The sequence below is a fragment of the Ancylobacter sp. G4_0304 genome (genome assembly GCF_047501495.1).
Taxonomy (GTDB): domain Bacteria; phylum Pseudomonadota; class Alphaproteobacteria; order Rhizobiales; family Xanthobacteraceae; genus Ancylobacter.
Genome location: NZ_JAZDRM010000012.1, coordinates 61,530 through 83,201, shown reverse-complemented (window position 1 = coordinate 83,201; position 21,672 = coordinate 61,530). Strand labels below are relative to the sequence as shown.

19 protein-coding genes and 1 pseudogene are annotated in these 21,672 nt (G+C 63.7%); 14 read left to right on the top strand and 6 right to left on the bottom strand.

Features of this window, described 5'->3' with window-relative positions:
- Position 1 precedes the first annotated feature (1 nt).
- On the bottom strand, positions 2 to 2,926 hold the full coding sequence (locus VRZ77_RS09080; RefSeq protein ID WP_414592336.1) for a DEAD/DEAH box helicase: 2,925 nt from the start codon (positions 2,924 to 2,926) through the stop codon (positions 2 to 4).
- 451 nt (positions 2,927 to 3,377) lie between these two features.
- Between VRZ77_RS09080 and trbB the strand changes: the two genes are divergently transcribed.
- Genes trbB through VRZ77_RS09025 form a run of 11 tightly spaced genes read left to right on the top strand, consistent with a single transcriptional unit; the run spans position 3,378 to position 13,079 of the window.
- Positions 3,378 to 4,391, top strand: a complete 1,014-nt coding sequence (gene trbB / locus VRZ77_RS09075) for a P-type conjugative transfer ATPase TrbB (RefSeq protein ID WP_414592335.1) — start codon at positions 3,378 to 3,380, stop codon at positions 4,389 to 4,391.
- Positions 4,388 to 4,729 (top strand): TrbC/VirB2 family protein, encoded by a 342-nt coding sequence (locus VRZ77_RS09070; RefSeq protein WP_414592334.1) that lies wholly within the window; start codon positions 4,388 to 4,390, stop codon positions 4,727 to 4,729. The genes trbB and VRZ77_RS09070 overlap by 4 nt, the downstream gene beginning before the upstream one ends.
- The gene (locus tag VRZ77_RS09065) at positions 4,729 to 5,004 is read left to right on the top strand and encodes a VirB3 family type IV secretion system protein (RefSeq protein WP_012554597.1); all 276 of its coding nucleotides are present in this window, start codon (positions 4,729 to 4,731) and stop codon (positions 5,002 to 5,004) included. Before VRZ77_RS09070 ends, VRZ77_RS09065 begins: the two co-directional genes overlap by 1 nt.
- 7 nt (positions 5,005 to 5,011) lie before the next feature.
- The gene (trbE, locus tag VRZ77_RS09060; RefSeq protein ID WP_414592333.1) at positions 5,012 to 7,450 is read left to right on the top strand and encodes a conjugal transfer protein TrbE; all 2,439 of its coding nucleotides are present in this window, start codon (positions 5,012 to 5,014) and stop codon (positions 7,448 to 7,450) included.
- Positions 7,447 to 8,184: a P-type conjugative transfer protein TrbJ gene (gene trbJ / locus VRZ77_RS09055; protein WP_414592332.1), complete on the top strand. Its 738-nt coding sequence runs from the start codon at positions 7,447 to 7,449 to the stop codon at positions 8,182 to 8,184. The genes trbE and trbJ overlap by 4 nt, the downstream gene beginning before the upstream one ends.
- 9 nt (positions 8,185 to 8,193) lie before the next feature.
- Positions 8,194 to 8,520, top strand: coding sequence for a putative entry exclusion protein TrbK-alt (gene trbK-alt, locus VRZ77_RS09050; RefSeq protein WP_414592331.1), 327 nt, complete (start codon positions 8,194 to 8,196; stop codon positions 8,518 to 8,520).
- A complete protein-coding gene (gene trbL / locus VRZ77_RS09045) occupies positions 8,517 to 9,866 on the top strand; it encodes a P-type conjugative transfer protein TrbL (protein ID WP_414592330.1) in 1,350 nt (449 codons plus the stop codon). Before trbK-alt ends, trbL begins: the two co-directional genes overlap by 4 nt.
- Positions 9,867 to 9,869: 3 nt before the next feature.
- A complete protein-coding gene (trbF, locus tag VRZ77_RS09040; RefSeq protein WP_414592329.1) occupies positions 9,870 to 10,559 on the top strand; it encodes a conjugal transfer protein TrbF in 690 nt (229 codons plus the stop codon).
- A complete protein-coding gene (gene trbG / locus VRZ77_RS09035; RefSeq protein ID WP_414592328.1) occupies positions 10,556 to 11,629 on the top strand; it encodes a P-type conjugative transfer protein TrbG in 1,074 nt (357 codons plus the stop codon). The genes trbF and trbG overlap by 4 nt, the downstream gene beginning before the upstream one ends.
- Positions 11,626 to 12,828, top strand: a complete 1,203-nt coding sequence (locus VRZ77_RS09030; RefSeq protein WP_414592327.1) for a TrbI/VirB10 family protein — start codon at positions 11,626 to 11,628, stop codon at positions 12,826 to 12,828. Before trbG ends, VRZ77_RS09030 begins: the two co-directional genes overlap by 4 nt.
- Positions 12,825 to 13,079, top strand: coding sequence for a DUF2274 domain-containing protein (locus VRZ77_RS09025; RefSeq protein ID WP_414592326.1), 255 nt, complete (start codon positions 12,825 to 12,827; stop codon positions 13,077 to 13,079). Before VRZ77_RS09030 ends, VRZ77_RS09025 begins: the two co-directional genes overlap by 4 nt.
- Here the strand turns inward: VRZ77_RS09025 and VRZ77_RS09020 are convergent.
- Complete coding sequence (locus VRZ77_RS09020; RefSeq protein ID WP_414592325.1) at positions 13,043 to 13,957, bottom strand: LysR family transcriptional regulator; 915 nt, start codon at positions 13,955 to 13,957, stop codon at positions 13,043 to 13,045. The two genes, VRZ77_RS09025 and VRZ77_RS09020, sit on opposite strands and share 37 nt — an antisense overlap.
- Before the next feature lie 94 nt (positions 13,958 to 14,051).
- A complete protein-coding gene (locus tag VRZ77_RS09015; protein ID WP_414592324.1) occupies positions 14,052 to 14,690 on the bottom strand; it encodes a TetR/AcrR family transcriptional regulator in 639 nt (212 codons plus the stop codon).
- 142 nt (positions 14,691 to 14,832) lie between these two features.
- On the opposite strand from VRZ77_RS09015, the gene VRZ77_RS09010 reads away from it, so the two are divergent.
- From VRZ77_RS09010 to VRZ77_RS09000, 3 genes and pseudogenes are all read left to right on the top strand, one after another.
- Positions 14,833 to 15,570, top strand: a complete 738-nt coding sequence (locus VRZ77_RS09010) for an SDR family NAD(P)-dependent oxidoreductase (protein ID WP_414592323.1) — start codon at positions 14,833 to 14,835, stop codon at positions 15,568 to 15,570.
- Positions 15,567 to 16,781 carry a TCR/Tet family MFS transporter gene (locus VRZ77_RS09005; protein WP_414592322.1) on the top strand — a complete coding sequence of 405 codons (1,215 nt, stop codon included), beginning with the start codon at positions 15,567 to 15,569 and terminating at the stop codon, positions 16,779 to 16,781. The genes VRZ77_RS09010 and VRZ77_RS09005 overlap by 4 nt, the downstream gene beginning before the upstream one ends.
- A gap of 243 nt (positions 16,782 to 17,024) precedes the next feature.
- Positions 17,025 to 18,314, top strand: a pseudogene (locus tag VRZ77_RS09000) (tyrosine-type recombinase/integrase); the annotation flags it as partial.
- Positions 18,315 to 19,644: 1,330 nt separating this feature from the next.
- On the opposite strand, the gene VRZ77_RS08995 reads toward VRZ77_RS09000, so the two are convergent.
- The 3 genes from VRZ77_RS08995 to VRZ77_RS08985 all read right to left on the bottom strand — a co-directional run bounded on the left by VRZ77_RS08995 (position 19,645) and on the right by VRZ77_RS08985 (position 21,672).
- The gene (locus VRZ77_RS08995; RefSeq protein WP_414592321.1) at positions 19,645 to 20,523 is read right to left on the bottom strand and encodes a zinc metalloprotease HtpX; all 879 of its coding nucleotides are present in this window, start codon (positions 20,521 to 20,523) and stop codon (positions 19,645 to 19,647) included.
- A 62-nt stretch (positions 20,524 to 20,585) separates the two neighbouring features.
- Positions 20,586 to 21,065: a phosphate-starvation-inducible PsiE family protein gene (locus VRZ77_RS08990; RefSeq protein ID WP_414592320.1), complete on the bottom strand. Its 480-nt coding sequence runs from the start codon at positions 21,063 to 21,065 to the stop codon at positions 20,586 to 20,588.
- Positions 21,066 to 21,180: 115 nt separating this feature from the next.
- A complete protein-coding gene (locus tag VRZ77_RS08985; protein WP_259030700.1) occupies positions 21,181 to 21,672 on the bottom strand; it encodes an Hsp20/alpha crystallin family protein in 492 nt (163 codons plus the stop codon).

The window sequence follows — 21,672 nt, the reverse complement described above, 5'->3', positions numbered from 1 at the left end:
CCTACTTGGAACCCATCACCCGAAGGGGTCGGAAACCGCCTCGGACCAGGTGGTCGCTTGCAGCGGCCAACAGGTTCCCTAATTCGGCTGGCAAGCCAGCCTTCTGCAAACCAGGTTGGACTGCAATGAACTCGAACTCGATCTGCGCAGGTGTAGCCTCGTCAATGATGCCCGCGAGGGTATCAAGATCGCCCCGGACAAACCGGTGGCTACCGATGTTGCCGTTGAAGCGTCTGCGGACGTTGGAAAAGATGCGCTGCTTCAAGGCCCAAGTGACAGACTTCACCGCCTGACCGGCGATCTCGTAGATGTCGCCGAGCCGATGACCGGGCGCAGCGCCCGTGGCTCCCTTGCAGTGGTATAGCCTGATGATCAGCTTCTCGTTTCCCTTTTCAAACTCGATGAAGTCGGCGATCTCGCCGGTGCCGTGATCGTAGTAGACGACCTCCGCGGCGGAAGCTCCGAGTTGGGCTTCGAGGTAGCTGTGCACCGATACTTTTCCGGCTGCTGCAGCCCCGAACTCCCGCACGATGTCCACGTTTCCTCCGTCCCAATCCACGGGCTCAATGGTTTCTGCGTCGAAGACAGGCGCATCCCCTTCCGGTGGGGTGAGGATGTTGAATCCCTGCACGAGCGCCAAGTTCGCCGTGTAGAACGGGAGGGGTTCCTCGTTCAGAAAGTTGGCAAGCGGCACCTCATGCCGGTCCAACTCCACCCAGCCCTCAGGCGCGCCCTGTTCGGGCTCGAAGAACCGGTCCGTCTCAAACGAAAAGGTGAAGCGGTATTGAAAGCCCTTGGCGTGACGCATTTCGACCACGACGGCGTCGGCGGTGCTCGACTGGCGGTCGACTTCGAGATCGAAGTCTAGGAGAGGTTCGCGCTGCCGAACTCCGTGAGTGTCGTCAAAAGCGATGAAGTACGCGCTTCGATACACGCTCGCCGGCCACGTGACATCGATTATTCCGGCAGGTAGCGCGTCGATCTCTTGCCCGACTTCGAGAAAATCAAGGCCCGAACCGGTCGTGGGATTAAGCCCGCTGTCGATGCGGCGAGAGAGCGTCGTGCACCACTCGATGAGTTCAGGAAGCTTGGAGCTTTTGTTGCTCCACACCTTGGACGCGCTGCTTAGCCCGATGGTCACTGGGTTCCCCGCGTCGGTGGCTCGGCCGAATACGTGTCCCCGGTGATAGAGGCGCCCGTCACTCTTGAGGATAGCCCTGTCCGCGTTGGAGCCCGTGATGATCCGATAGGACTCCGTGGTGTTGGCTGCCACACGATTGCGCATGCCTACGTTGAAGAACTCCGGCGTTCCGAGCTCATTCAGCGCGCGGTTCAAACGCACCAACGGTAGCGGCCGAGGGTCGGCCTCTAAGAATGTAGATGCCAGCTGCTCGTACAGGCCTTCGACGCGGCGAGAAGCGCAGATGAAGAGGAGATTTGTGTCGGGGTCCTGGTAGAAGATGAAGAGGTCCGGCTGCACGATCGAAAGCCGGTCATCGGTAGTCCACCGCGGCAGGCTAATTTCCCGCGTGATGTAAATGGCGGAGTTGTGGGCCTCACTGACGCTCTTGTAGATGACATGTAGCGGCTCGGGGAAATCCACGTCCTTCTCAATGTCGACCGCTTCGCTGAGTTGGTAGACCTTCACGTGGTAGTAAGGTTCGAGCACGAAGAGGGAGAGGTCTTCAAGATCCTCTGAGGTGATGTCAGCCGGCGAGAATGTCTCCAGGACTTCTCGCACCTGCGCCTCCTGCTGCACACGCGTGGCGCTCAAGTTTTGCACCATGTCCTGCCACACGGCGCGGGTGTCATAGAGCCGCTCGGCCTCGATCTGAATTTCAGAAGGCACCGCCAGGAACGACGCGCGTCCAAGGTTCTCGCCAGCCGTCCGGGCGAAGCGCCCGATGAACTGGAGCGTGACGCTGAGCGAGCGGTGGGGCGAGTGGATCGCGGCTATCTTCAGGCTCGGAAAGTTGAAGCCCTCGCCCAGCATGTTGACGCAGATGATGCCGTCCAAGTCGCCGTCCGCAAGCTTCCTGACAATTCCTTTCACGTACCGGAGCGACTTGTCCCCGGTCACGATGCTCAGCCTGAGCCCCGTGTTGTTCGCATAGACTTCGGCAAGCTCAGATGCCCGCTTTCGGCTGTCGGTTCGCACCATGATGCGGTGCTGAAGTCCGGCGTCTCGATCCACCGTGAACTGTCGTTCGGCGGCCCTCGCGATTGCAAGATCGCTCGACTCGTTCTGTCGCGGAGCGACGGGCGCATACGCGATCTCGCCAAAAATTCCGTCCTCGAAGGCCTGCCGAAGATCGTAAGTGAAGATGAAGCGCCCTTTGATCTCCCGCTGGTCCTGTCGAAAGGGCGTAGCCGTGAAGAGAACGCGCTTTGCCCCCGCGAAGTGGTCGAGCACGCTCTGCCAAGTCCTCGCCGGGCTGTGGTGCGCTTCGTCGACCAACACCACGTCAAAGAGGTCAGCCGGGGGCTCCGGTATTTCCTCATATTCGGGGCTGATGCTCTGGATGGTGCCAACGACCACATCGAAATCCCGCATGGCCTCCCATTCCGCGGCCGTCGACACGCGCTTGTTCGTGGCGAAGACGCGCGGCGCCGGTATGTTCTCAGGTACGGCACCGGCACCCCTGAGAGTCTTGAGGCTCTGCACCTCCTCCGCGATCTGTTCCCGGACGAGCCGGCTGGGTGCGATGATCAGCACCCGGGTTGCTCGGAGAACGAACGCCGCCGAGATCAGAACGGCTGTCTTTCCGGATCCGGTGGGCATGGTGACGATGCCGGGCTCGGTACGGTTGGCAAAATGGGCGCCGACGGCGTGGATCGCGCCGAGCTGCGCAAGCCTAAAGCCCGGCTCTTCACCCACCTGGAGAGGATAGCGAAAAGCGCTGTACGCATCGCTGAAGTAGCTCATCGGTCTATCTTACGACCAGCGAGGTCGCTGACAACATATCCCTTTCTCTCTTAAAAGCCGGAGTGAAGTCGTTACGCCGCATCCGTTCGCTGATTGCGGCAACGCGCCGATCTTTTGAAAACCCAGCTGCTCTGGATGACCCTTACTCACGTGAGCCAATCAGCCAAATTCGTGCGCCCGGCTACGGACATTTCGAGTGTCCGCAAGGAGTCTGCCTGCCGCGTTGAGGTCGCTCGGTGAATGTGCGGTTTCGCCGCCCGCTACCTCGAAAGCTGACGGCTTGGACAACTTACAATCAGCGCTACTACCGAAGGAGGGCCGGTCCGCACCCAGCAAGTATTTTTTCTCTCCACTACGCTTGCCTCCTACGCCATCTGAATACTTGTTGAATCGCCCTATTTATTGCCTCTTCTAATCATCCCCGTCGCCATTCGCGTGTCGCGATTGGCCAATGACGGGGACGATCGTGGCGGCTGCTCCGCTCTATTCCGAGGCCTTCTCACGCGGTGCGCGCATGCTGCGCACCGCGCTCGGCCCGGCCATCGCCGCCTTCCTCGAAGACCCGTCGATCGTCGAGGTGATGCTGAATCCCGACGGCCGGCTCTGGATCGATCGGCTCTCCGGCGGCCTGGAGGATAGCGGTCGGACTCTATCGGCCGCCGACGGCGAGCGGATTGTGCGCCTTGTCGCGCACCACGTCGGCGCCGAGGTTCACGCGGAACGCCCGCGTGTCTCGGCCGAGCTGCCTGAGACGGGAGAGCGGTTCGAGGGGCTGCTGCCGCCCGTCGTCACGGCGCCGGCCTTCGCGATCCGCAAGCCCGCCGTCGCCGTCTTCACCCTCGACGATTATGTCAACGCTGGCACCATGACCGCTGGTCAAGCGGCGTTGCTGCGTGGGGCCGTCGCGTCGCGCAAGAACATCCTCGTCGCTGGCGGCACCGGCACGGGCAAGACGACGCTCACCAACGCGCTCCTGGCCGAGATCGCCGGCACGAGTGACCGCGTGGTGCTAATCGAGGACACGCGCGAACTGCAATGCCGCGCGCCGAACCTCGTCGCGATGCGCACCAAAGATGGCGTCGCCTCGCTGTCCGACCTTGTCCGGTCCTCGCTGCGCCTTCGGCCCGACCGCATCCCGATCGGCGAAGTCCGCGGCGCCGAAGCGCTGGACCTGCTCAAGGCCTGGGGCACCGGCCACCCCGGCGGGATCGGCACCATCCATGCCGGCACGGCGCTCGGCGCGATCCGTCGCCTCGAACAGCTCATCCAGGAAGCCGTCGTCACCGTCCCCAAGGCGCTGATCGCCGAAACCATCGATCTCGTCGCGGTGCTGCGCGGCCGCGGCTCAGAGCGCCGCCTCTCTGAACTCGCTCTCGTCGCCGGCCTCGATCCCGCCACCGGCGATTACTGCCTCCAGTCCGCCGGGGCGGGCGGCGACCCCTCGTCCCTCGGAGATCCCTCATGAACCGCGTTCTCGCTGTCGCTCGCCATTCCCGCCGCCGCCTCGTCGAACTGGTCACGCTGACCACGCTCACACTGGCTTTCGCGCCCGCCGCCTATGCCTCCGGCTCTTCGATGCCGTGGGAGACACCGCTCAACTCAATCCTGGAATCGGTGCAGGGCCCGGTCGCCAAGATCATCTCGGTCATCATCATCACCGTGACCGGCCTGACGCTTGCCTTCGGCGATACCTCGGGCGGCTTCCGCCGGCTGATCCAGATCGTGTTCGGCCTCTCGATCGCTTTCGCCGCATCGAGCTTCTTCCTGTCCTTCTTCTCGTTCAGCGGCGGGGCGCTGGTCTGATGGCCGCGATCGTCGATCCCGACGTGCCCGGCTTCTTCGCGCCGGTCCATCGCGCGCTCACCGACCCGATTCTGATGGGCGGCGCGCCGCGGACCGTGGCGATCGCCAACGGCACCTTGGCGGCGGCGATCGCGCTCGGCCTGCGTCTTTGGATCCCCGGCGCGCTCATCTGGGCCGTTGGCCATGCCGCGGCCGTCTGGGCGGCGAAACGCGACCCCCAATTCGTCGACGTGGTGCGCCGGCACCTTCGCTACCCCGCACATCTGGGGGTGTGAGGCCGCCATGCTGAATCTTGCCGAATACCGCCATCGTCCTGCCGGCCTCGCCGACTTCCTGCCCTGGGCCGCTCTCGTCGGTGAGGGTGTCGTCCTCAACAAGGACGGCTCGTTCCAGCGCACCGCCCGTTTTCGCGGACCGGACCTCGACAGCGCGACGCCGGCCGAGTTGGTAGGCGTCACCGCGCGGTTGAACAACGCGCTGCGCCGGCTCGGCTCCGGCTGGGCGATCTTCGTCGAGGCGCAGCGGATCGCCGCCCAGACCTATCCGCATTCGACGTTTCCTGATCCGGCATCCGCCCTGGTCGATCTCGAACGGCAGGACGCCTTCGAGGAGGCGGGTGCCCACTTCGAGAGCCGCTATTTCCTGACCTTCGTCTGGCTCCCGCCGGCCGAGGACGCCTCACGGGTGGAAGGCTGGCTCTTTGAAGGCCGGTCGCAGACAGGTGTCGATCCGTGGGAACTGCTGCACGGCTTCGTCGATCGAACCAACCGCGTCCTGCAACTGGTCGAAGGGTTCATGCCCGAGGTCAATTGGCTCGATGACGGCGACACGCTGACTTATCTGCACTCGACGATCTCAACACGGCAGCACCGCGTGCGCGTCCCCGAGACGCCGATGCACCTTGATGCGCTGCTCGCTGACGAGCCGCTCGCCGGCGGACTTGAGCCGCGGCTCGGCGCCCATCATCTGCGGACACTCACCGTGGTCGGATTTCCGACCACGACTCATCCCGGCATCCTCGATGAGCTGAACCGGCTCGCCTTTCCGTATCGCTGGTCGACCCGTGCGATCCTCCTCGACAAGACCGAGGCGGTGAAGCTGCTGACCAAGATCCGGCGGCAATGGTTCGCCAAGCGCAAGTCGATCGCCGCCATCGTCAAAGAGGTGATGACTAACGAGGCCTCGACGCTGCTCGATAGCGATGCGGCCAATAAGGCGGCCGACGCGGACTTGGCACTTCAGGAGCTGGGCTCCGACGATGTGGGCCAGGCCTATGTCACCGCCACTGTCACAGTCTGGGACGAAGACGCCGGCCTCGCAGCGGAGAAGCTGCGCCTGATCGAAAAGGTGATCCAGGGCCGCGATTTCACCTGCATGCCGGAAGGTGTGAACGCGCTGGAGGCGTGGCTCGGCTCCGTCCCCGGCCATGCCTACGCCAACGTCCGCCAGCCTCCGGTCTCGACATTGAATCTCGCCCACATGATCCCGCTTTCAGCGGTCTGGGCCGGGCCGGCACGCGACGAGCATTTCCAGGCTCCGCCGCTGCTGTTCGGCAAGACGGAGGGGTCCACGCCGTTCCGCTTGAGCCTCCATGTCGGCGACGTCGGCCATACGTTGATCGTCGGCCCGACCGGCGCGGGCAAGTCCGTACTCCTGGCCCTGATGGCGATGCAGTTCCGGCGCTACCGGAACAACCAGATCTTCGCCTTCGATTTCGGCGGATCGATCCGGACGGCCGCGCTGGCCATGGGCGGCGACTGGCACGATCTCGGGGGCAGCCTGTCGGCGGGATCTGAGCACTCCGTCTCCCTCCAGCCGCTCGCGCGGATCGATGATCAGGCCGAGCGCGCCTGGGCGGCCGAATGGGTGGCGGCTATCCTCGCCCAGGAAGGGGTCACCATCGATCCGACAGCCAAGGAGCACGTCTGGTCGGCGCTGACCTCGCTCGCGTCCTCACCCGTCGGCGAGCGCACGATCACCGGCCTTGCGGTTTTGCTGCAATCGACCGCGCTAAAACAGGCACTCCAGCCCTATTGCGTCGGCGGACCGTCGGGGCGCCTGCTCGATGCCGAGAGCGAGCAGCTCGGCACAGCCACGGTGCAGGCCTTTGAAACCGAGGGCCTCATCGGCGCCGGCGCTGCGCCCGCCGTGCTGACCTATCTTTTCCATCGCATCGAGGGGCGCCTCGACGGCCGACCGACGCTGCTGATCATCGACGAAGGCTGGCTGGTCCTCGACGATCCGGCCTTCGCGCAACAGCTTCGCGAATGGCTGAAGACGCTGCGTAAGAAGAACGCCTCCGTCGTCTTCGCCACGCAATCGCTCTCGGACATCGACGGCAGCAACATCGCGCCCGCCATCGTCGAGAGCTGCCCGACACGCATCTTCCTGCCGAACGAACGCGCGATCGAGCCGCAGATCACGGCGATCTACCGGCGCTTCGGCCTCAACGATCGCCAAATCGAGATCCTCGCGCGGGCGACGCCAAAGCGGGACTACTACTGCCAATCCCGCCGCGGCAACCGGCTGTTCGAGCTGGGGCTCGGGCCGGTCGCGCTGGCGTTCTGCGCCGCCTCCTCCAAGCAAGACCACGCCGCAATCGAGCGCGTCATCGCCGAGAGCGGCCGTGAGGCCTTCACGCCCACCTGGCTCGCCGATCGCGAGCTTCTCTGGGCCGCCGATCTCATTCCCGAGCTGACCAACCTGGAGACGTCATCATGATCAAGCTGCGCCTTATGGCGGCGGCAAGCGCCGTCGTGCTGTCCCTGGCCGTCGCCGTGCCGCCGGCTTCGGCGCAATGGATCGTCTACGACCCGACCAACTTCAGCCAGAACGTGCTGACGGCCGCGCGCGAGCTGCAGCAGATCAACAACCAGATCCAGATGTTGACCAATCAGGCGACGAGCCTGGTCAACCAGGCGCGCAATCTCGCCACCCTGCCGATGTCGACGCTGACCCAGCTTCAGTCATCGATCGCACAGACCCAGTCGCTGCTCGGCCAAGCGCAAAACATCGCCTTCAACGTCCAGCGGATCGAGCAAGCTTATTCGACCAGCTATGGCAGCGCAGCGGGCACGGGCTCGACCACGACGATGGTCGCCAATGCTCAGCAGCGCTGGCAAAATTCGGTCGCGGCTTTCGAGGACAGCCTGAAGGTTCAGGCGGGCGTGGTCGGCAACATCCCGACCAATTCCAGCGCGATGACCTCGCTCGTGTCGGCCAGCCAGAATGCGACCGGCGCGCTCCAAGCGGCGCAAGCCGGCAACCAGCTTCTGGCCCTGCAATCCCAGCAGCTCTCCGACGTCGTTGCCGTGTTGTCGGCGAAAGGCCGTGCCGACGCGCTGGAGCAGGCGCGCGTCGCCGCCGCCGAGGCGCAGGGGCAGCAGAACTACAAGACCTTCTCGACGCGCAGCGGCTACCAGCCCGGCAACGTCACGATGTTCTCCGGCAACTGAGGCGCGGCGATGCTGGGCCGGTCGGACATCTTCCGCGCCGCCGCGATCGTCGCTCTGATCGCGTGCTTCATCGCCGCCCTCGCGGCGATAAACCGGCGTCCGGCGGCGCCGGTCGCCGAAGCGCCTCCGACCATCATCGCACCAGCCACCGATGACCTCACGGCCGAGCTGCGCCGCTGTAGTGCGCTCGGCCCAGCGGATGCCGAGGACGCGCGCTGCGTGGCGGTCTGGGAGGAGAACCGCCGGCGCTTCTTCGGCCGGCCGGCGCGGCCGCTGCCGCCATCGCCCCCGGGCGCCGTCGCGCCGGCCACCCCCACTTCAGGAGACGCACGATGAACAATGTCGGCGTCATCGACACCTTCCTCAACACCTTCACGACCTACATCGATTCCGGCTTCGGCCTGATCAAAGGCGAGGTGACGTATCTTTCCTCGACGCTGATCGTCATCGACATCACCCTGGCGGGCCTGTTCTGGGCCTGGGGCGCCGACGAGGACATCCTCCAGCGTCTGGTGAAGAAGACGCTCTACATCGGCTTCTTCGCCTTCATCATCACCAACTTCAACAATCTCTCCTCCATCGTCTTCAACAGCTTCGCGGGCCTTGGCCTGAAGGCCGGGGGTTCGACGATCTCGACCGCCACCTTTCTTCAGCCCGGCCACCTCGCGCAGGTCGGCCTCGACGCGGGCCAGCCGCTGCTCGATGCCGCGAGCCAGATGATGGGCTTCACCAGCTTCTTCGCGAACTTCGTCCAGATCGCGGTCCTGATGGTGTCATGGCTGCTGGTGCTGATCGCCTTCTTCATCCTGGCGGTGCAGCTCTTCGTCACGCTGATCGAGTTCAAGCTGACGACGCTCGCCGGCTTCATCCTCATCCCCTTCGCCCTCTTCAACAAGACCGCCTTCCTTGCCGAGAAGGTGCTCGGCAACATCGTCGCTTCCGGCGTGAAGGTGATGGTGCTCGCCGTCATCGTCGGCATCGGCACCGGCCTCTTCTCGCAGTTCACTCAGACCTATGCCGGCGGCCAGCCGACCATCGAGCAGGCGCTGTCCGTCGTGCTCGCGGCGCTGGCCATGCTGGGCCTCGGCATCTTTGGGCCCGGCATCGCCACGGGTCTCGTCTCCGGCGCGCCGCAACTCGGCGCGGGCGCTGCCGTCGGCACTGGCCTTGCCGTCGCCGGCACCGCCATGGCCGGCGCTGGCGCGCTGGGCCTCGCCGGAAGGGGAGCGATGGCCGCTGCGTCGGGGACGGCGGCCGCGGCCCGTGGTGGTGCGGCGATGGCCGGTGGCGCCTCTTCCGCCTACAGCCTGGCCTCCGCCGGCCGGTCCGGCGCGTCGGGCATGGCCGCTGGTCTTGGCGGTGTCGGTCGGGCCGCGGCGGCCGCGGCCTCAGCACCAATGCGGCGCGCGGCAGCTCAGGCCGCAGGCTCGATGCGCGACAGCTTCGCCGCCGGCGCGAGGTCGAGTTTCGCGGCCACGGGCGGCTCTTCGACGAAAGGAACCGTCAGCGGCGGCGAGGCGGCCGCCCCTACGCCGAGTTCCAGCGGATCCAGTCCTCCCGCTTGGGCGCAGCGGATGCGACGCAATCAATCGATCCACCAGGGCGCGACCACCGCGGCGCATGTCCTCAGATCCGGTGACAGCCACGGCGGCGGCCATTCCGTCGATCTTTCGGGAGAATAGACAATGGCGCTCTTTCGCCGATCCACGGTCCGCTACGGCCGTACCCCCGAACCCGAGACGCCCTACCAGCGCGCCGCCCAAGCTTGGGATGAGCGAATTGGTTCGGCCCGGGTGCAGGCGAAGAACTGGCGGCTGATGGCCTTCGGCTCACTCGCGCTTTCGATGGGTCTGGCCGGTGGCCTGGTCTGGCAGTCCACCCACGGCAGCATCGTTCCCTGGGTGGTGCAGGTCGACAAGCTCGGCCAGGCTCAGGCTGTCGCGCCGGCTACGGCCGACTATGCCCCGAGCGACCCGGAGATCGCCTGGTATCTCGCCCATTTCATCGAGATGGTCCGCTCGCTGCCGGCCGACCCGATCATCGTGCGGCAGAACTGGCTGCAGGCCTACGACTTCACCACCACCTCGGGCTCGCAGGCGCTCAACGACTACGCCCGCGCCAACGACCCCTTCGCCAAGCTGGGTCACCAGCAAATCTCGATCGACGTCTCGAGCGTGATCCGCGCATCGCCGTCCAGCTTCCGGGTCGAGTGGCTCGAGCACCGCTATCAGGACGGCGCGCTCGCCGAGACCTCACGCTGGACCGCGATCCTCACCGTCGCGATCCAGCCGCCAACCTCCGCCGACGTGCTCCGCAAGAACCCGCTCGGCATCTACGTCACTGCCATCAACTGGTCGAAGGAGCTGGGACAATGACCCCGCCGATTTCCATGGAAGCCGGCGGACCGGCTTCACGTCTTTCAGTCTCTCAACCGAGCCGGAAGGGCGGCTTTGCGCCTTTCCGTAAATCCGGCTTCGCGGCTCTGCTGCTGTCCGTGACGGCGCTCGGGGGCTGCGCCCACAAGTTCATTCCGCCTGACATCAACTACGATACCGCCGTGCCCGCGAAGCTATCCGTCGATCCCCCGACGCCGGTGAAGATCGTCGAGCTGCCGAAGCCCTTGCCGCTGCCCGGGCAGTTGAAGCCCGTTGCGGCCGGGAAGGCACCGCCGCAATCGCCCGATCCAGAGGTGCGCGTCAATCGCGCGAATGCCGCCGCCCGCGTGCAGCCCGTGCGCGACGGCTTCATCAATGCCGTGCAGGTCTATCCCTATTCGGCGGGTGCGCTCTATCAGGCCTACACGGCGCCCGGCGAGATCACCGACATTGCCCTGCAGGAGGGCGAACAGCTCGTCGGCACGGGGCCGGTCGCCGCCGGCGACACCGTGCGCTGGATCATCGGCGACACGGAAAGCGGCGCGGGTCCGACCAAGAAGGTCCACATCCTGGTGAAGCCGACCCGGCCGGACCTGATGACGAACCTCGTCATCAACACCGATCGGCGGACCTATCTCCTGGAGCTGCGCTCGACCGAGAAGACCTATATGGCGTCGGTCTCCTGGCAATATCCCGAAGACCAGCTCATCGCGCTGCGCCAACAAAATGCGGCAGCCGAAACAGCCGCGCCGATCGCCACCGGCGTCGATCTCGCCGCGATCAACTTCCGCTATGCGATCGAGGGTGACAATCCCGCCTGGCGGCCGCTGCGCGCCTTCGACGACGGCCAGAAGGTCTACATCGAATTTCCGTCCGGCATTCGTCGGGGCGAGATGCCGCCGCTCTTCGTCATCGGTCCGGCCGGCGGCTCCGAACTGGTGAACTATCGCGTTCGCGCCAACTACTACATCGTCGACCGCCTGTTCGCCGCGGCCGAACTTCGTCTCGGCGACAAAGACAGTGAGCGTCGCGTCCGCATCGTGCGCACCGATGGAAGGCCGCGGTCATGACGGACGAACCGGAAGAACAAGCGCTGGCGCCAGCGCCTGTCGTGCCGCCCGATTTGCGGCTCCGGGGCGAGCGACCGCGCGTCACGCGCCTCTCGCGCAAGGTGCTGATCACGCTCGGCGCTGTGTCGGCCCTCGCGGTCGCCGGCGCTCTCGGCTACGCCCTTCAGACCCGGAACAAGTCGCAGACGGGGCAGGAGCTGCTCAGCACCCAAAGCCGCCCCTCGGCCGAGGGGCTGGCCGGGCTGCCGAAAGACTATACCGGCCTTCCGCGCCAGGCGCCCCCACTTGGGCCGCCGTTGCCCGGAGATCTCGGCAAACCCATCCTGAATGCCGGCGCCGCGCCAAATACCAGCGTTTCGGCAACCACGTCCGATCCCGCGGCGCAGCGGCTGGCTCAGGAGACCGAGGCAGCGCGCGTAAGCCGCCTGTTCGCCCAGACCAATCAGCAGCCGCAGCCGGTCGGCCTCGTTGCTCCGCCGGCGACGCCGACACAGGGCGGTCCGACACCCACGCCACCCGTCGATGCCGGGTCCGCGCAGAACATGCAGGATCGCAAGACTGCGTTTCTCGACGCCGCGACGGACAAGCGAACGGTCAGCCCCGACCGTCTCGAAGCCAAGGCTTCGCCCTATGTCGTGCAGGCGGGAACCGTGATCCCCGCGGCGCTCATCACAGGCATCCGCTCCGACCTTCCGGGCCAGATCACTGCCCAGGTGACGGAGGCCGTCTACGACAGCCCGACCGGGCAATACCTGTTGATCCCGCAGGGCGCCAAGCTGATCGGTCAATACGACAGCTCGGTCGCCTTCGGTCAGAGCCGCATCCTTCTCGTCTGGACGCGCATCATCATGCCGGACGGCAATTCCATCGTGCTGGAGCGGCAACCGGGCGCCGATACGCAAGGCTATGCCGGGCTCGAAGACCAGGTCGACAATCATTGGGGCAAGCTGTTCAAGGCCGCTGTGCTGTCGACGCTGCTTAGCGTCGGCGCGGAAGCCGGTACGAGCCAGGACGAGAACAACCTGACGCAGGCGATCCGCTCTGGCGCATCCAATAGCATCAGCCAGACGGGCCAGCAGATCGTTCAACGCGAGCTCAATATCCAACCGACTCTCACCATTCGCCCGGGGTTTCCGGTTCGCGTCGTTGTGACGCGCGACCTGGTGCTGGCGCCCTACGGACAGGGAGGGACTCCATGACGAAGCTCAAGCTCGGACCGCTGGCCGACGACAAGCCGGTCAAGATGAGCGTCGAACTGCCGGCCGCCGTGCATCGCGATCTCGTCGCCTACGCTCAGGTGCTCGGCCGGGCGAGCGGCCAAACGGCGCCCGAGCCTTCGAAGCTCATCGTGCCGATGATCGAGCGATTCATGGCGACCGACCGCGCCTTCGCCAAGGCGCGTAGAAGCTTTGGTCACGGCGGCGAAGGTTCCGCCGAGAAGTCGGGATAGCGCTCGCGCAGCATGTCGAGGAAACGGCGCAGGGACGGATTACCGTTCTCGTGTCGCCAGATCGCATGGAAGCCTAGCCGCGTCGGGCCTCCATCGTCGTGGAGTTCCCGATAAGCAACACCTGGATAGCTGGCGCCCGTCGCACCCTCGAGTGCGAGCAAAATACCCAACCCAGCCCCGACAAGTGTCATAAGCCGATCCAGAGAAACATCATGTTGCTGAAGATCGCAAGTGTCGAGGCGGCCGAAGTGTCGGGTAAGGAGCCTTAGGAAATCAGGGCCCGGTCCGCGCTGTGGCAGCAGCACAACCTCATTTCTCAGATCGTGCCAGTGCACCAATTCTTGCCCTGCGAGCGGGTGATCCACTGGAAAGGCCACGATGAGGCGTTCGCTCCATACGGATAGTGACTTTCCATTCCATCGGCGGTTGTCGATCACGAAGGCGACGTCGATCGCAGAGCTCGCGAGATCTGAAACGAGATGGTCAATTGCTCCGTCGACGAGCCTGGTGCGAACCTCAGGGAAGCGGCGGTGCTGATCGATCAGCGTAGCACGGAGGTTACCTGCCGAGAGGGAAGCTTGCACGCCGATGGCTAGGCGTCCCGTTTCCCCTCGCGATCGCCTTCCCAATCGTGTCGCGAGATTCTCGGTCTCCTCTATTATGCGCCTTGCGACTTCCAGAAATTCCTGCCCCTCAACAGTGGGGCGCGTACCTCCGTTCGTGCGTTCAAAAAGTACCGCGCCGAGCTGATGTTCGAGCTCTCGAAGGTGGCGACTGAGGGTCGATTGTCGAACACTCAATGCTTCGGCAGCTTGCCGCAGGCTGCGATGCTGGGCGACCAAAATGGCCCAGCGCATCTCTCGCAGCGTGACATCCACTTATGAGCCACGGATTGCCACGGGGCCACGTGGCGATTGGGCCGCTCTGCGAAGCGTCAGTGCATCCAACCTCCCGACCAGCACTGTTCTCAGCTTACACATAGGGTGTATCTGCCATTGCGGCTTTGACGCCGCGCGTTCCCTTGTCGACCATCGCGAGGAAGGCCTCCTTCGCCGCCTCGGCATCTCGTGTCTTGCGGAAGATTTGGTGGGCCTGGAGAAATGCGACGGTCCACGTCGCCATGAGAAGGCCGGCCGCCAAGTGAGCGTCAGGATCGTCGAGGTCCTTCTCACTGCATTCGGCCAGAGACTCAGCCACGAGCTGCGCGAGTTCGTCACGGATCGCGCGAGCGCGCGCCTTGAGAGTTTCGCTTTGTTCGACGGTCTTGATGAAGTCTTGACTGCCGCTCGAGAATTCCAGGTACGGAGTCTGTTCCGCGACCAACCGGTGGGCGAGCAGGCGTAACGTCTCGATCGGAGAAATCGTCTGGTCCCGCCTGCGTAGAGCATCCCGCACTGCTTCGCGGCCCTCTTCGTTGCGATCGAAGAACATGTCTTCCTTGCGGGGGAAATAATTGAAGACGGTCATCCGACCGACGTCCGCGGCCGCCGCGATCTCGTCCACTGTCACATTCTCAAACCCGCGCTCCAGAAACAGGCGATCCGCAACTCGCGAGATCGCTCGCCGGGTGGCGAGGCGCTTGCGGGATCGGAGGTCGGATGGCTGTGACATGCTACTCCCAAGCCCGAAACATGTACCGAGTACAAAATCTGTTGACGTTCTCCGCCATGATGGCGTAGGAAGAACTTATACTAGATACAAGTTTAGATCAAGTCCATCTTAGTGCCTGCGGACGGAGGGCCAGGAGGCCATATTGAAATCCAAGACAGCTCTCATCACGGGCGTAAGCCGCCCGCTCGGGCTCGGCCTTGCAGTCGCTCGCCAACTTGCCCAACAGGGGCACCACGTCATCCTAACCGCGAGGGACGCCAGCCAGGCGGAACGGTTTGCCGCGGAGCTGCGTGACGCGGGCCTCAGCGCCAGCGCGATGCGCCTGGATCTCACCGACCATTCCAGCATCGACCAGTTGGCGGATCATTTGTCCGACACGATCGAGCATCTCGACGTGCTGGTGAACAATGCCAGCGCCATGCCGGACTTCCAGACCCGCTCGGCCCTAGAGGTCGATCTCGACGCGCTTGAGACGATGTTCGCTGTGAGTGTGTTCGGATGCTGGGGCCTCATTCAGGCTTTGCTGCCGCTGCTCCGGCGCGCGCCTGCGGCGCGTATCGTGAATATCACGAGCGCGGCCGCGCAGCAGATCGGCAAGCGCGACCAGGGCTCCTTGTTCTCTCCGGCCTATTCGCTCGCCAAACACACCCTCAACGCCCTGACAGCCACGCTCGCCACCGCGCTTGCCGACACGCCGATCCTGATCAACGCCGTCGATCCCGGATCGGTCGCCACCCATCCGGAACGCGGGGATGATGAGGATGATCGGTCCCCGGCCGAAGCGGCCAAAGATGTCGTCCAGGCCGCAACGCTCGGCCCGGATGGCCCGACTGGCTGCATCTTCGCTGACGGAAAGTCCGTGAGCCTGCTCTCACCATGAACAAGCCGCTCGTCGTCATTTTCGCGGCCATCTGCCTTGATGCGATCGGAATCGGTCTGATCTTTCCGATCCTCCCGCGTCTCGTCGAAGATGTGACACACGCTTCCGACATAGCCGTCTATATCGGGTTCCTCGCCGCACTCTATGCGGCGATGCAATTCGTCTTCGCGCCTGTGCTCGGCGCATTGAGCGATCGCCTCGGCCGCCGTCCGGTGCTGCTGCTCTCGCTCTCCGGCGCCGCTATCGACTATGTGGTGATGGCGTTCGCGCCGTCGCTCTGGCTGCTGCTGGTCGGTCGCGCCATCGCTGGATTGACCAGCGCAAACATCTCTGTGGCGACAGCCTACATCACCGACATCTCGCCGGAAGACACACGCGCGCGTCGTTTCGGCCTGTTCAACGCCATGTTCGGCATCGGCTTCATCCTGGGGCCGGTGCTTGGAGGCATCCTCGGCGACTACTGGCTGCGACTGCCGTTCATCGCCGCGGCTGCGCTGAACGCCGGCAATCTGCTGTTGGCGCTGTTCGTCCTTCCCGAGTCTCGGCCGCCCACCCGCGAGCCGATCGACCTAGCGGCGATCAATCCCTTTCGACCCATGCGCTGGGCTTTCTCGATGAAGGCCTTGATGCCGATCGTTGTGCTGTTCTTCGTCTTGAGCGCCACGGGCGAAGTGTACGGAACCTGCTGGGCGCTCTGGGGCAATGACGTATTCGGCTGGAACGGGCTGTGGATCGGCCTCTCGCTCGGCACATTCGGCGTATGCCAAACGCTTGCGCAGGCTTTGCTACCGGGGCCCGCCGTCAAATTGCTGGGAGAGCGCGGTGCCATCCTGGCCGGCATAGCCGGCGCCTGCGTCGCTTTGTTCGTGTTCGCTTATGCCAAGCACGGCTGGATGGTGTTTGCGATCATGCCGATGGTCGCCCTTGCCGGCACGGGCACGCCTGCTTTGCAGTCGCTTGCCACCCGCCTGGTGGATGAGAGCCGTCAGGGTCAGTTTCAGGGCATCCTTGCGTCCGCCATGAGCCTCGCCTCGATCATCGGGCCGCTTATGTTTTCAACCTTGTACTTCGTCGTCCGAGCACATTGGCCGGGGGCTATCTGGCTCTCTGCGATGGCTGTCAACGCGATCGCGGTGCCTATCGTGCTCAGCCTGCGGATTCGCCCCAGCCAGACACTCCGTTCACAAAGGCCAAATGACCAGCTCTGTTAGCAGCGGCCATTGAGAGAATGGCGCGCCCGACACGATTCGAACGTGTGGCCTCCACCTTCGGAGGGATTACGACTAGCTCCGTCGATTACCGAAAGGTGCACGCTATGATGCGCTATGTTACTGTAAATAAAAAGGAATTTTATTTCTCTCGCCGAAAGGCCTATCCTTCTATTCGCCACGGTTTTCGCCCTGTTGCTTACGTGGTGCTTACGCGAGTTCTCGTGCATGTGACGGAGGCAGTCCATGGCTAAGCTGACAAAACGGGTCGTCGATGCGGCGGAAAGCCGTCGCAGTGATTGCGTAATCTGGGATGATGAGCTACCCGGTTTCGGGCTCCGTGTCTTCACGTCAGGCAAGCGCAGCTATGTGATCCAGTATCGTCAAGGAGGACGGTCGCGGCGCTACACCATTGGTCTGCATGGTATCTGGACGCCGGAACTGGCCCGCCAGGAGGCTAAGGTTCAACTCGGGAGGATTGCGCGCGGCGAAGACCCGGCCGAGGAAAAGCAGCTCGATCACAAGTCCATGTCGGTCAAGGAACTCTGCACGCTCTACCAGAAGGATCTGCAAGCCGGTCTGATCCTGGGGAAAGGCGGGAGGCCGAAAAAGTCCAGCACCATCATTTCCGACGTCGGGAGAATTCAACGTCACATCATCCCTCTGCTCGGTACGCGCCGGGTCAAAGACCTGACTAAGGCCGATATCACCAAGGCCATGAAGGACATCATGGCCGGCAAGACACGCTTGGTTGCAAAAACCGAAAAGCTCCGGGGAAAGTCCATTGTGAAAGGCGGCGCTGGCACGGCGACCCGCACCGTCGGACTCTTCGGCGGCATCCTCACCTATGCCGTGGAAGCCGGCCTCATTGACGCGAACCCCGCTCACGGCGTTCGGCGACCAAAGGATAATGTCCGCGCCCGACGGCTGAGCGAGGCGGAATACCGTGTGCTCGGGGAAATGCTCCGGGCCGCTGCCGAGAACGAAACATATTGCATGACGGCGGACATCATTCGGCAGATCGCGCTCACGGGATGCCGCCGCGCCGAGATGGTCGGATTGCAATGGGACGAAGCGGACACCGAATATAGTTGCCTGCGGCTGAAGGACAGCAAAGAGGGACGCTCCATCCGTCCGGTCGGATTGCCGGTCGTCGAGTATCTCGAAAAGCGTCGGGCCGATGCGGACGGTGACTATGTGTTTCCCGACCGAGACGGCGACAAGGCATTCGGCTCCTTCCCCAATCACTGGAAGAAGATTTTCGCGGGCTCCTCGCTTTCCGACATCACCCCTCACGTTCTCCGCCATAGCTTCGCGAGTGTCGCGAACGATCTTGGGTTCACCGAGATCACCATCGCCGCTCTGGTCGGACACTCAAAGGGGTCGGTCACGAGCAACTACATTCACACGGTCGATACCGCCCTCATCATGGCTGCCGACACGATCGCTGGCTACATCCAGGGTCTGCTCAATGGCATCGAGTTCAAACAGACCACCTACGCGCTGGATCGAGACTCGCGGAAAAACTCGCTTGCTTCTGCAACTGCACAGGACAACCCAATGGTAAATCATACAGCCAGCTACATCGCCATGCCGGCCGTCGAAGGCCAGACCGGAGCTTTCGCGGAGTTTCTGGCTGGTGCCGCAGCGATCGTGCGGGACACAGAGCCGGGCACCGTCCTTTGGTTTGCTCTGCAAGCCGATGACACGCTCGCAATCTTTGACATCTTCGCAGACGAAGAAGCACGCGACGCTCACTTCTCAGGAGCGGTTGCGGCGGCTTTGAACCAAAACGCCGACGCGCTGGTCGACGGCGGATGGGACGACGGTGTTGTCGCGAATATCAACAACTCCGATGTCCTGTCGGTCAAGGCGCCGGTTGATCTCTCCACGGCAACGACCGCAACTTACATCAAGCTCAAAGCTGCTCCAGGTAAAGGCCCCGAATTGGCAGCCTTGCTGACCGCCGCCGGCCCCATCGTCGCAGAAACTGAACCCAAGACATTGTTCTGGGCGGCGCTGCAGATTGACGAGACCAACTTCGCCATCTTCGACATCTTTGCCGACAACTCTGGCCGCGAAGCGCACTTTGCCGGACAAGTCGCCGGACTCCTGAATGAAAAGGCTTCAGAATTGATCTCAGGTGGATGGGACGACGGTGTGGTGGCAAACGTCCACAATTTCGAAATCCTCGCTACCAAGTAATCTCGAGGTGACTTGAGAAAGAAGTGCCCGGTGCAACCCATCGGGCGCTTTGCTGTTTGAATTTAGATTCACGCCAAAGCGGCCGTGCCGGAACTGGCAAGCGAAGCTCGCACTCGCCTCCGGCTTGGAAAGGGCGGCTATCGGCGGGAACATGTCCGCGCCTTCGCCCAACACGCCGAGATCGCGGACGACGCGATCTACATCAAGGTCAGCAAAAAACACCCTATTGAGCACGCCGGTAGCCACCAAAGGAGGGAAGTCGGCTGGAATCGGCGTTCCCGGTTTTTACCAAAGTGGCGGAGGGGATGGGTCTGGGGTCGAACCTTCTCCAGCTCGCAACGCATTGATTTTATTCGTCAGCGCTTTGGTTCGATCCCACAAATGGCTCGATTGCGACTAAAATTGAACCGGTGGCACAGGCCCCCATCGCCACAAGGCACGCCGGCGGCTACGCCATGAACCGCGCATATTGTCGCTGCGATAACTCCCTCCTACGCAGAACGGATTCGTCCGCCGCCGCAGCGCGTAAATATACACCGGCATCACAAGCCTGGAAGATCACGATGCCGTCAGGGGAACACGACAGAATCCATGCCCACTCTGAATTCCTGACTCGGCCAGATCCACCCGCCCGCGACCAGATGCCGTCGCTTCTCGTTTTCTACCAGTACGTCCCGAAGCGCCTGAATCGCGGTGTCAGCTTCGAGGCGTGTGCGACCCCGGCCGAGTGGCCGATGATGTCGGGGAATGGAACTGAGCGGTTCGGGTCCAATTCGCGAAGCCGCCGGACACGGCTTTCGGTCGGCGGATGGGTCCTGAGCAGCGACGGGTCGGGAATGCGTCGGCCGGGAAGAAAGATCTCCTCCCAGAAACGCCCCGTGAGCCGGTCGAGCTTGCCGAGCGCCCGGATCAGCCCTTCGGGGTCACCGGTCAGGTCCGCGGCGGCGCGGTCGGCGTCGTATTCGCGCGTCCGCGACAGGCCGAGCTGGACCAGCGCCATCAGCGTGGGCGCGAAGATCAGGAGCGCCACGACCGACCAGGGCACATGGACCATGCCCACCATCACGAGCGGCAGGTTCACCAGCACAAGCAACTGTCCCATCCAGCTTGCCAGCGACACCAGCCGCGACATCACATCTGCGAGCCCCATGATCCAGAGGTCGCGATGGGCGATGTGGCCGATCTCGTGCGCGAGGACGCTGGCAAGTTCGCGGCCGTCGAGGATCTCGAGCAGCCCGTCGGTGACGCAGATCGTGCTGTCCTCAGGGCTGCCCATGGCAAAGGCGTTCGGCAGCCGGCTCGGGACGCGATAAAGCGCCGGGGTGCGCGGCAGGCCGGCGCGGCGCGCGAGCTCGGCAAGTGCTGCGATGAGACCGGGGGCCTCGCGCCCCGTCAGACGCTGGGCGCGATAGGCCGACAGCAGCATTCGTCGGGACAGGTCGGGGGCCAGAAACAGGCCGGCGACCATGCCGAGCGCGACGAGCAGCCCCGTTCCGGGCCCCAGGATCACGGTGACCGAAACCCAGGCGAGCGCCGCCATGAGTCCGAGCAGCAGCGCCGATTGCACGAGATTGAGCAGACGGTGGCGGGCGGAGGTCGCGGTTATGTCGTCGTACGGTCTCCGAGTTCGCGCCGGTCCTGATCGCGCACCAGCCAGTGGACAGCGCCCAGTGCAAGCGCTGCGGCGGCGAGTGCGGCAATCTTTGCCGGCTCCGTCTCGCCGAGGTCCAGGATGATGAATTTGCGCGCGATGGCGAGGAGCGCGATCAGCACGATCGTGCGGACCTGGAGGATCCCGAAGCTGCGTTCGGTCGCAACAAGAAGGGAGCGCTTGAACTCGAGCGCGATCACCACGGTGAAGATCATGCCGAACACCACCTGAAAGGTGGCGTAATCGAGAGTGTCGAATGCCCCCAGAACCAGGCGGTTCGCGACTTCGCGCATCAGCGCCCAGACCGATGCCACGACGATCGCCGCAATGATGACGCTGAGGACGAAGACGACAATTTGTTCGAACTTCTCGTAGAGCGTCATCGCCGACCATTGTTCACGGGTCAGCCCGGATCGTTGCAAGTCCTTCATGATTACCCCTCGAAAGCCGCCCCGGAGAGACAAGCTCCCCGGGGCTTCGCCAGACGGTGCGATATCGCACGGAGCGGAGGGGATGCCGCAAACCGGCGACACCCGATTTGGCAAATCAGCCGTTCTTGACCTCGATGCGCTTGACCTTCGCCTGCGCCTCGGGGGTCTGTGGCAGCTTGATTGTCAGAACCCCGTTCTTGAAGGATGCTTGCGCCTTTTCGCCATCCACACCGGGAGGAAGCGGAATTGTCCGGTAGATCGCGCCGTAGCTGCGCTCGGACAGGTAATACCCCTTCTTCTCCACCTGGCGCTCGATCTTCTTCTCCCCCTTCACAGTCAACATGTCATCGTTGACCGTCACCTCGATGTCCTTCATCTCCATGCCCGGCAGCTCGATCGACACTTCGATCGCGTTGTCGGTCTCGACCATGTCGGATTTGGCTTCGCCGCTGCCCCAGGGCCATTCGAACTGACCGACCCGGTTCCAAAAGTTCTCGAACACATGGTTCATTTCGCGCTGGAGTGTCGCGATCGGGTTGTCTTCGCTGCTCTTGGCGTCTGGCGCGCCGTCCTTGCGCGCCCAGGGGATGAGGTCTTTGATCTGCAT

What these genes read in the sequence shown, in the direction of transcription:
- VRZ77_RS09080 (WP_414592336.1), bottom strand. Translation starts at nt 2,926, where the DNA reads ATGAGCTACTTCAGCGATGCGTACAGCGCTTTTCGCTATCCTCTCCAG.
- trbB (WP_414592335.1), top strand. Translation starts at nt 3,378, where the DNA reads ATGACGGGGACGATCGTGGCGGCTGCTCCGCTCTATTCCGAGGCCTTC.
- VRZ77_RS09070 (WP_414592334.1), top strand. Translation starts at nt 4,388, where the DNA reads ATGAACCGCGTTCTCGCTGTCGCTCGCCATTCCCGCCGCCGCCTCGTC.
- VRZ77_RS09065 (WP_012554597.1), top strand. Translation starts at nt 4,729, where the DNA reads ATGGCCGCGATCGTCGATCCCGACGTGCCCGGCTTCTTCGCGCCGGTC.
- trbE (WP_414592333.1), top strand. Translation starts at nt 5,012, where the DNA reads ATGCTGAATCTTGCCGAATACCGCCATCGTCCTGCCGGCCTCGCCGAC.
- trbJ (WP_414592332.1), top strand. Translation starts at nt 7,447, where the DNA reads ATGATCAAGCTGCGCCTTATGGCGGCGGCAAGCGCCGTCGTGCTGTCC.
- trbK-alt (WP_414592331.1), top strand. Translation starts at nt 8,194, where the DNA reads ATGCTGGGCCGGTCGGACATCTTCCGCGCCGCCGCGATCGTCGCTCTG.
- trbL (WP_414592330.1), top strand. Translation starts at nt 8,517, where the DNA reads ATGAACAATGTCGGCGTCATCGACACCTTCCTCAACACCTTCACGACC.
- trbF (WP_414592329.1), top strand. Translation starts at nt 9,870, where the DNA reads ATGGCGCTCTTTCGCCGATCCACGGTCCGCTACGGCCGTACCCCCGAA.
- trbG (WP_414592328.1), top strand. Translation starts at nt 10,556, where the DNA reads ATGACCCCGCCGATTTCCATGGAAGCCGGCGGACCGGCTTCACGTCTT.
- VRZ77_RS09030 (WP_414592327.1), top strand. Translation starts at nt 11,626, where the DNA reads ATGACGGACGAACCGGAAGAACAAGCGCTGGCGCCAGCGCCTGTCGTG.
- VRZ77_RS09025 (WP_414592326.1), top strand. Translation starts at nt 12,825, where the DNA reads ATGACGAAGCTCAAGCTCGGACCGCTGGCCGACGACAAGCCGGTCAAG.
- VRZ77_RS09015 (WP_414592324.1), bottom strand. Translation starts at nt 14,690, where the DNA reads ATGTCACAGCCATCCGACCTCCGATCCCGCAAGCGCCTCGCCACCCGG.
- VRZ77_RS09005 (WP_414592322.1), top strand. Translation starts at nt 15,567, where the DNA reads ATGAACAAGCCGCTCGTCGTCATTTTCGCGGCCATCTGCCTTGATGCG.
- VRZ77_RS08995 (WP_414592321.1), bottom strand. Translation starts at nt 20,523, where the DNA reads ATGGCGGCGCTCGCCTGGGTTTCGGTCACCGTGATCCTGGGGCCCGGA.
- VRZ77_RS08990 (WP_414592320.1), bottom strand. Translation starts at nt 21,065, where the DNA reads ATGAAGGACTTGCAACGATCCGGGCTGACCCGTGAACAATGGTCGGCG.
- VRZ77_RS08985 (WP_259030700.1), bottom strand. Translation starts at nt 21,672, where the DNA reads ATGCAGATCAAAGACCTCATCCCCTGGGCGCGCAAGGACGGCGCGCCA.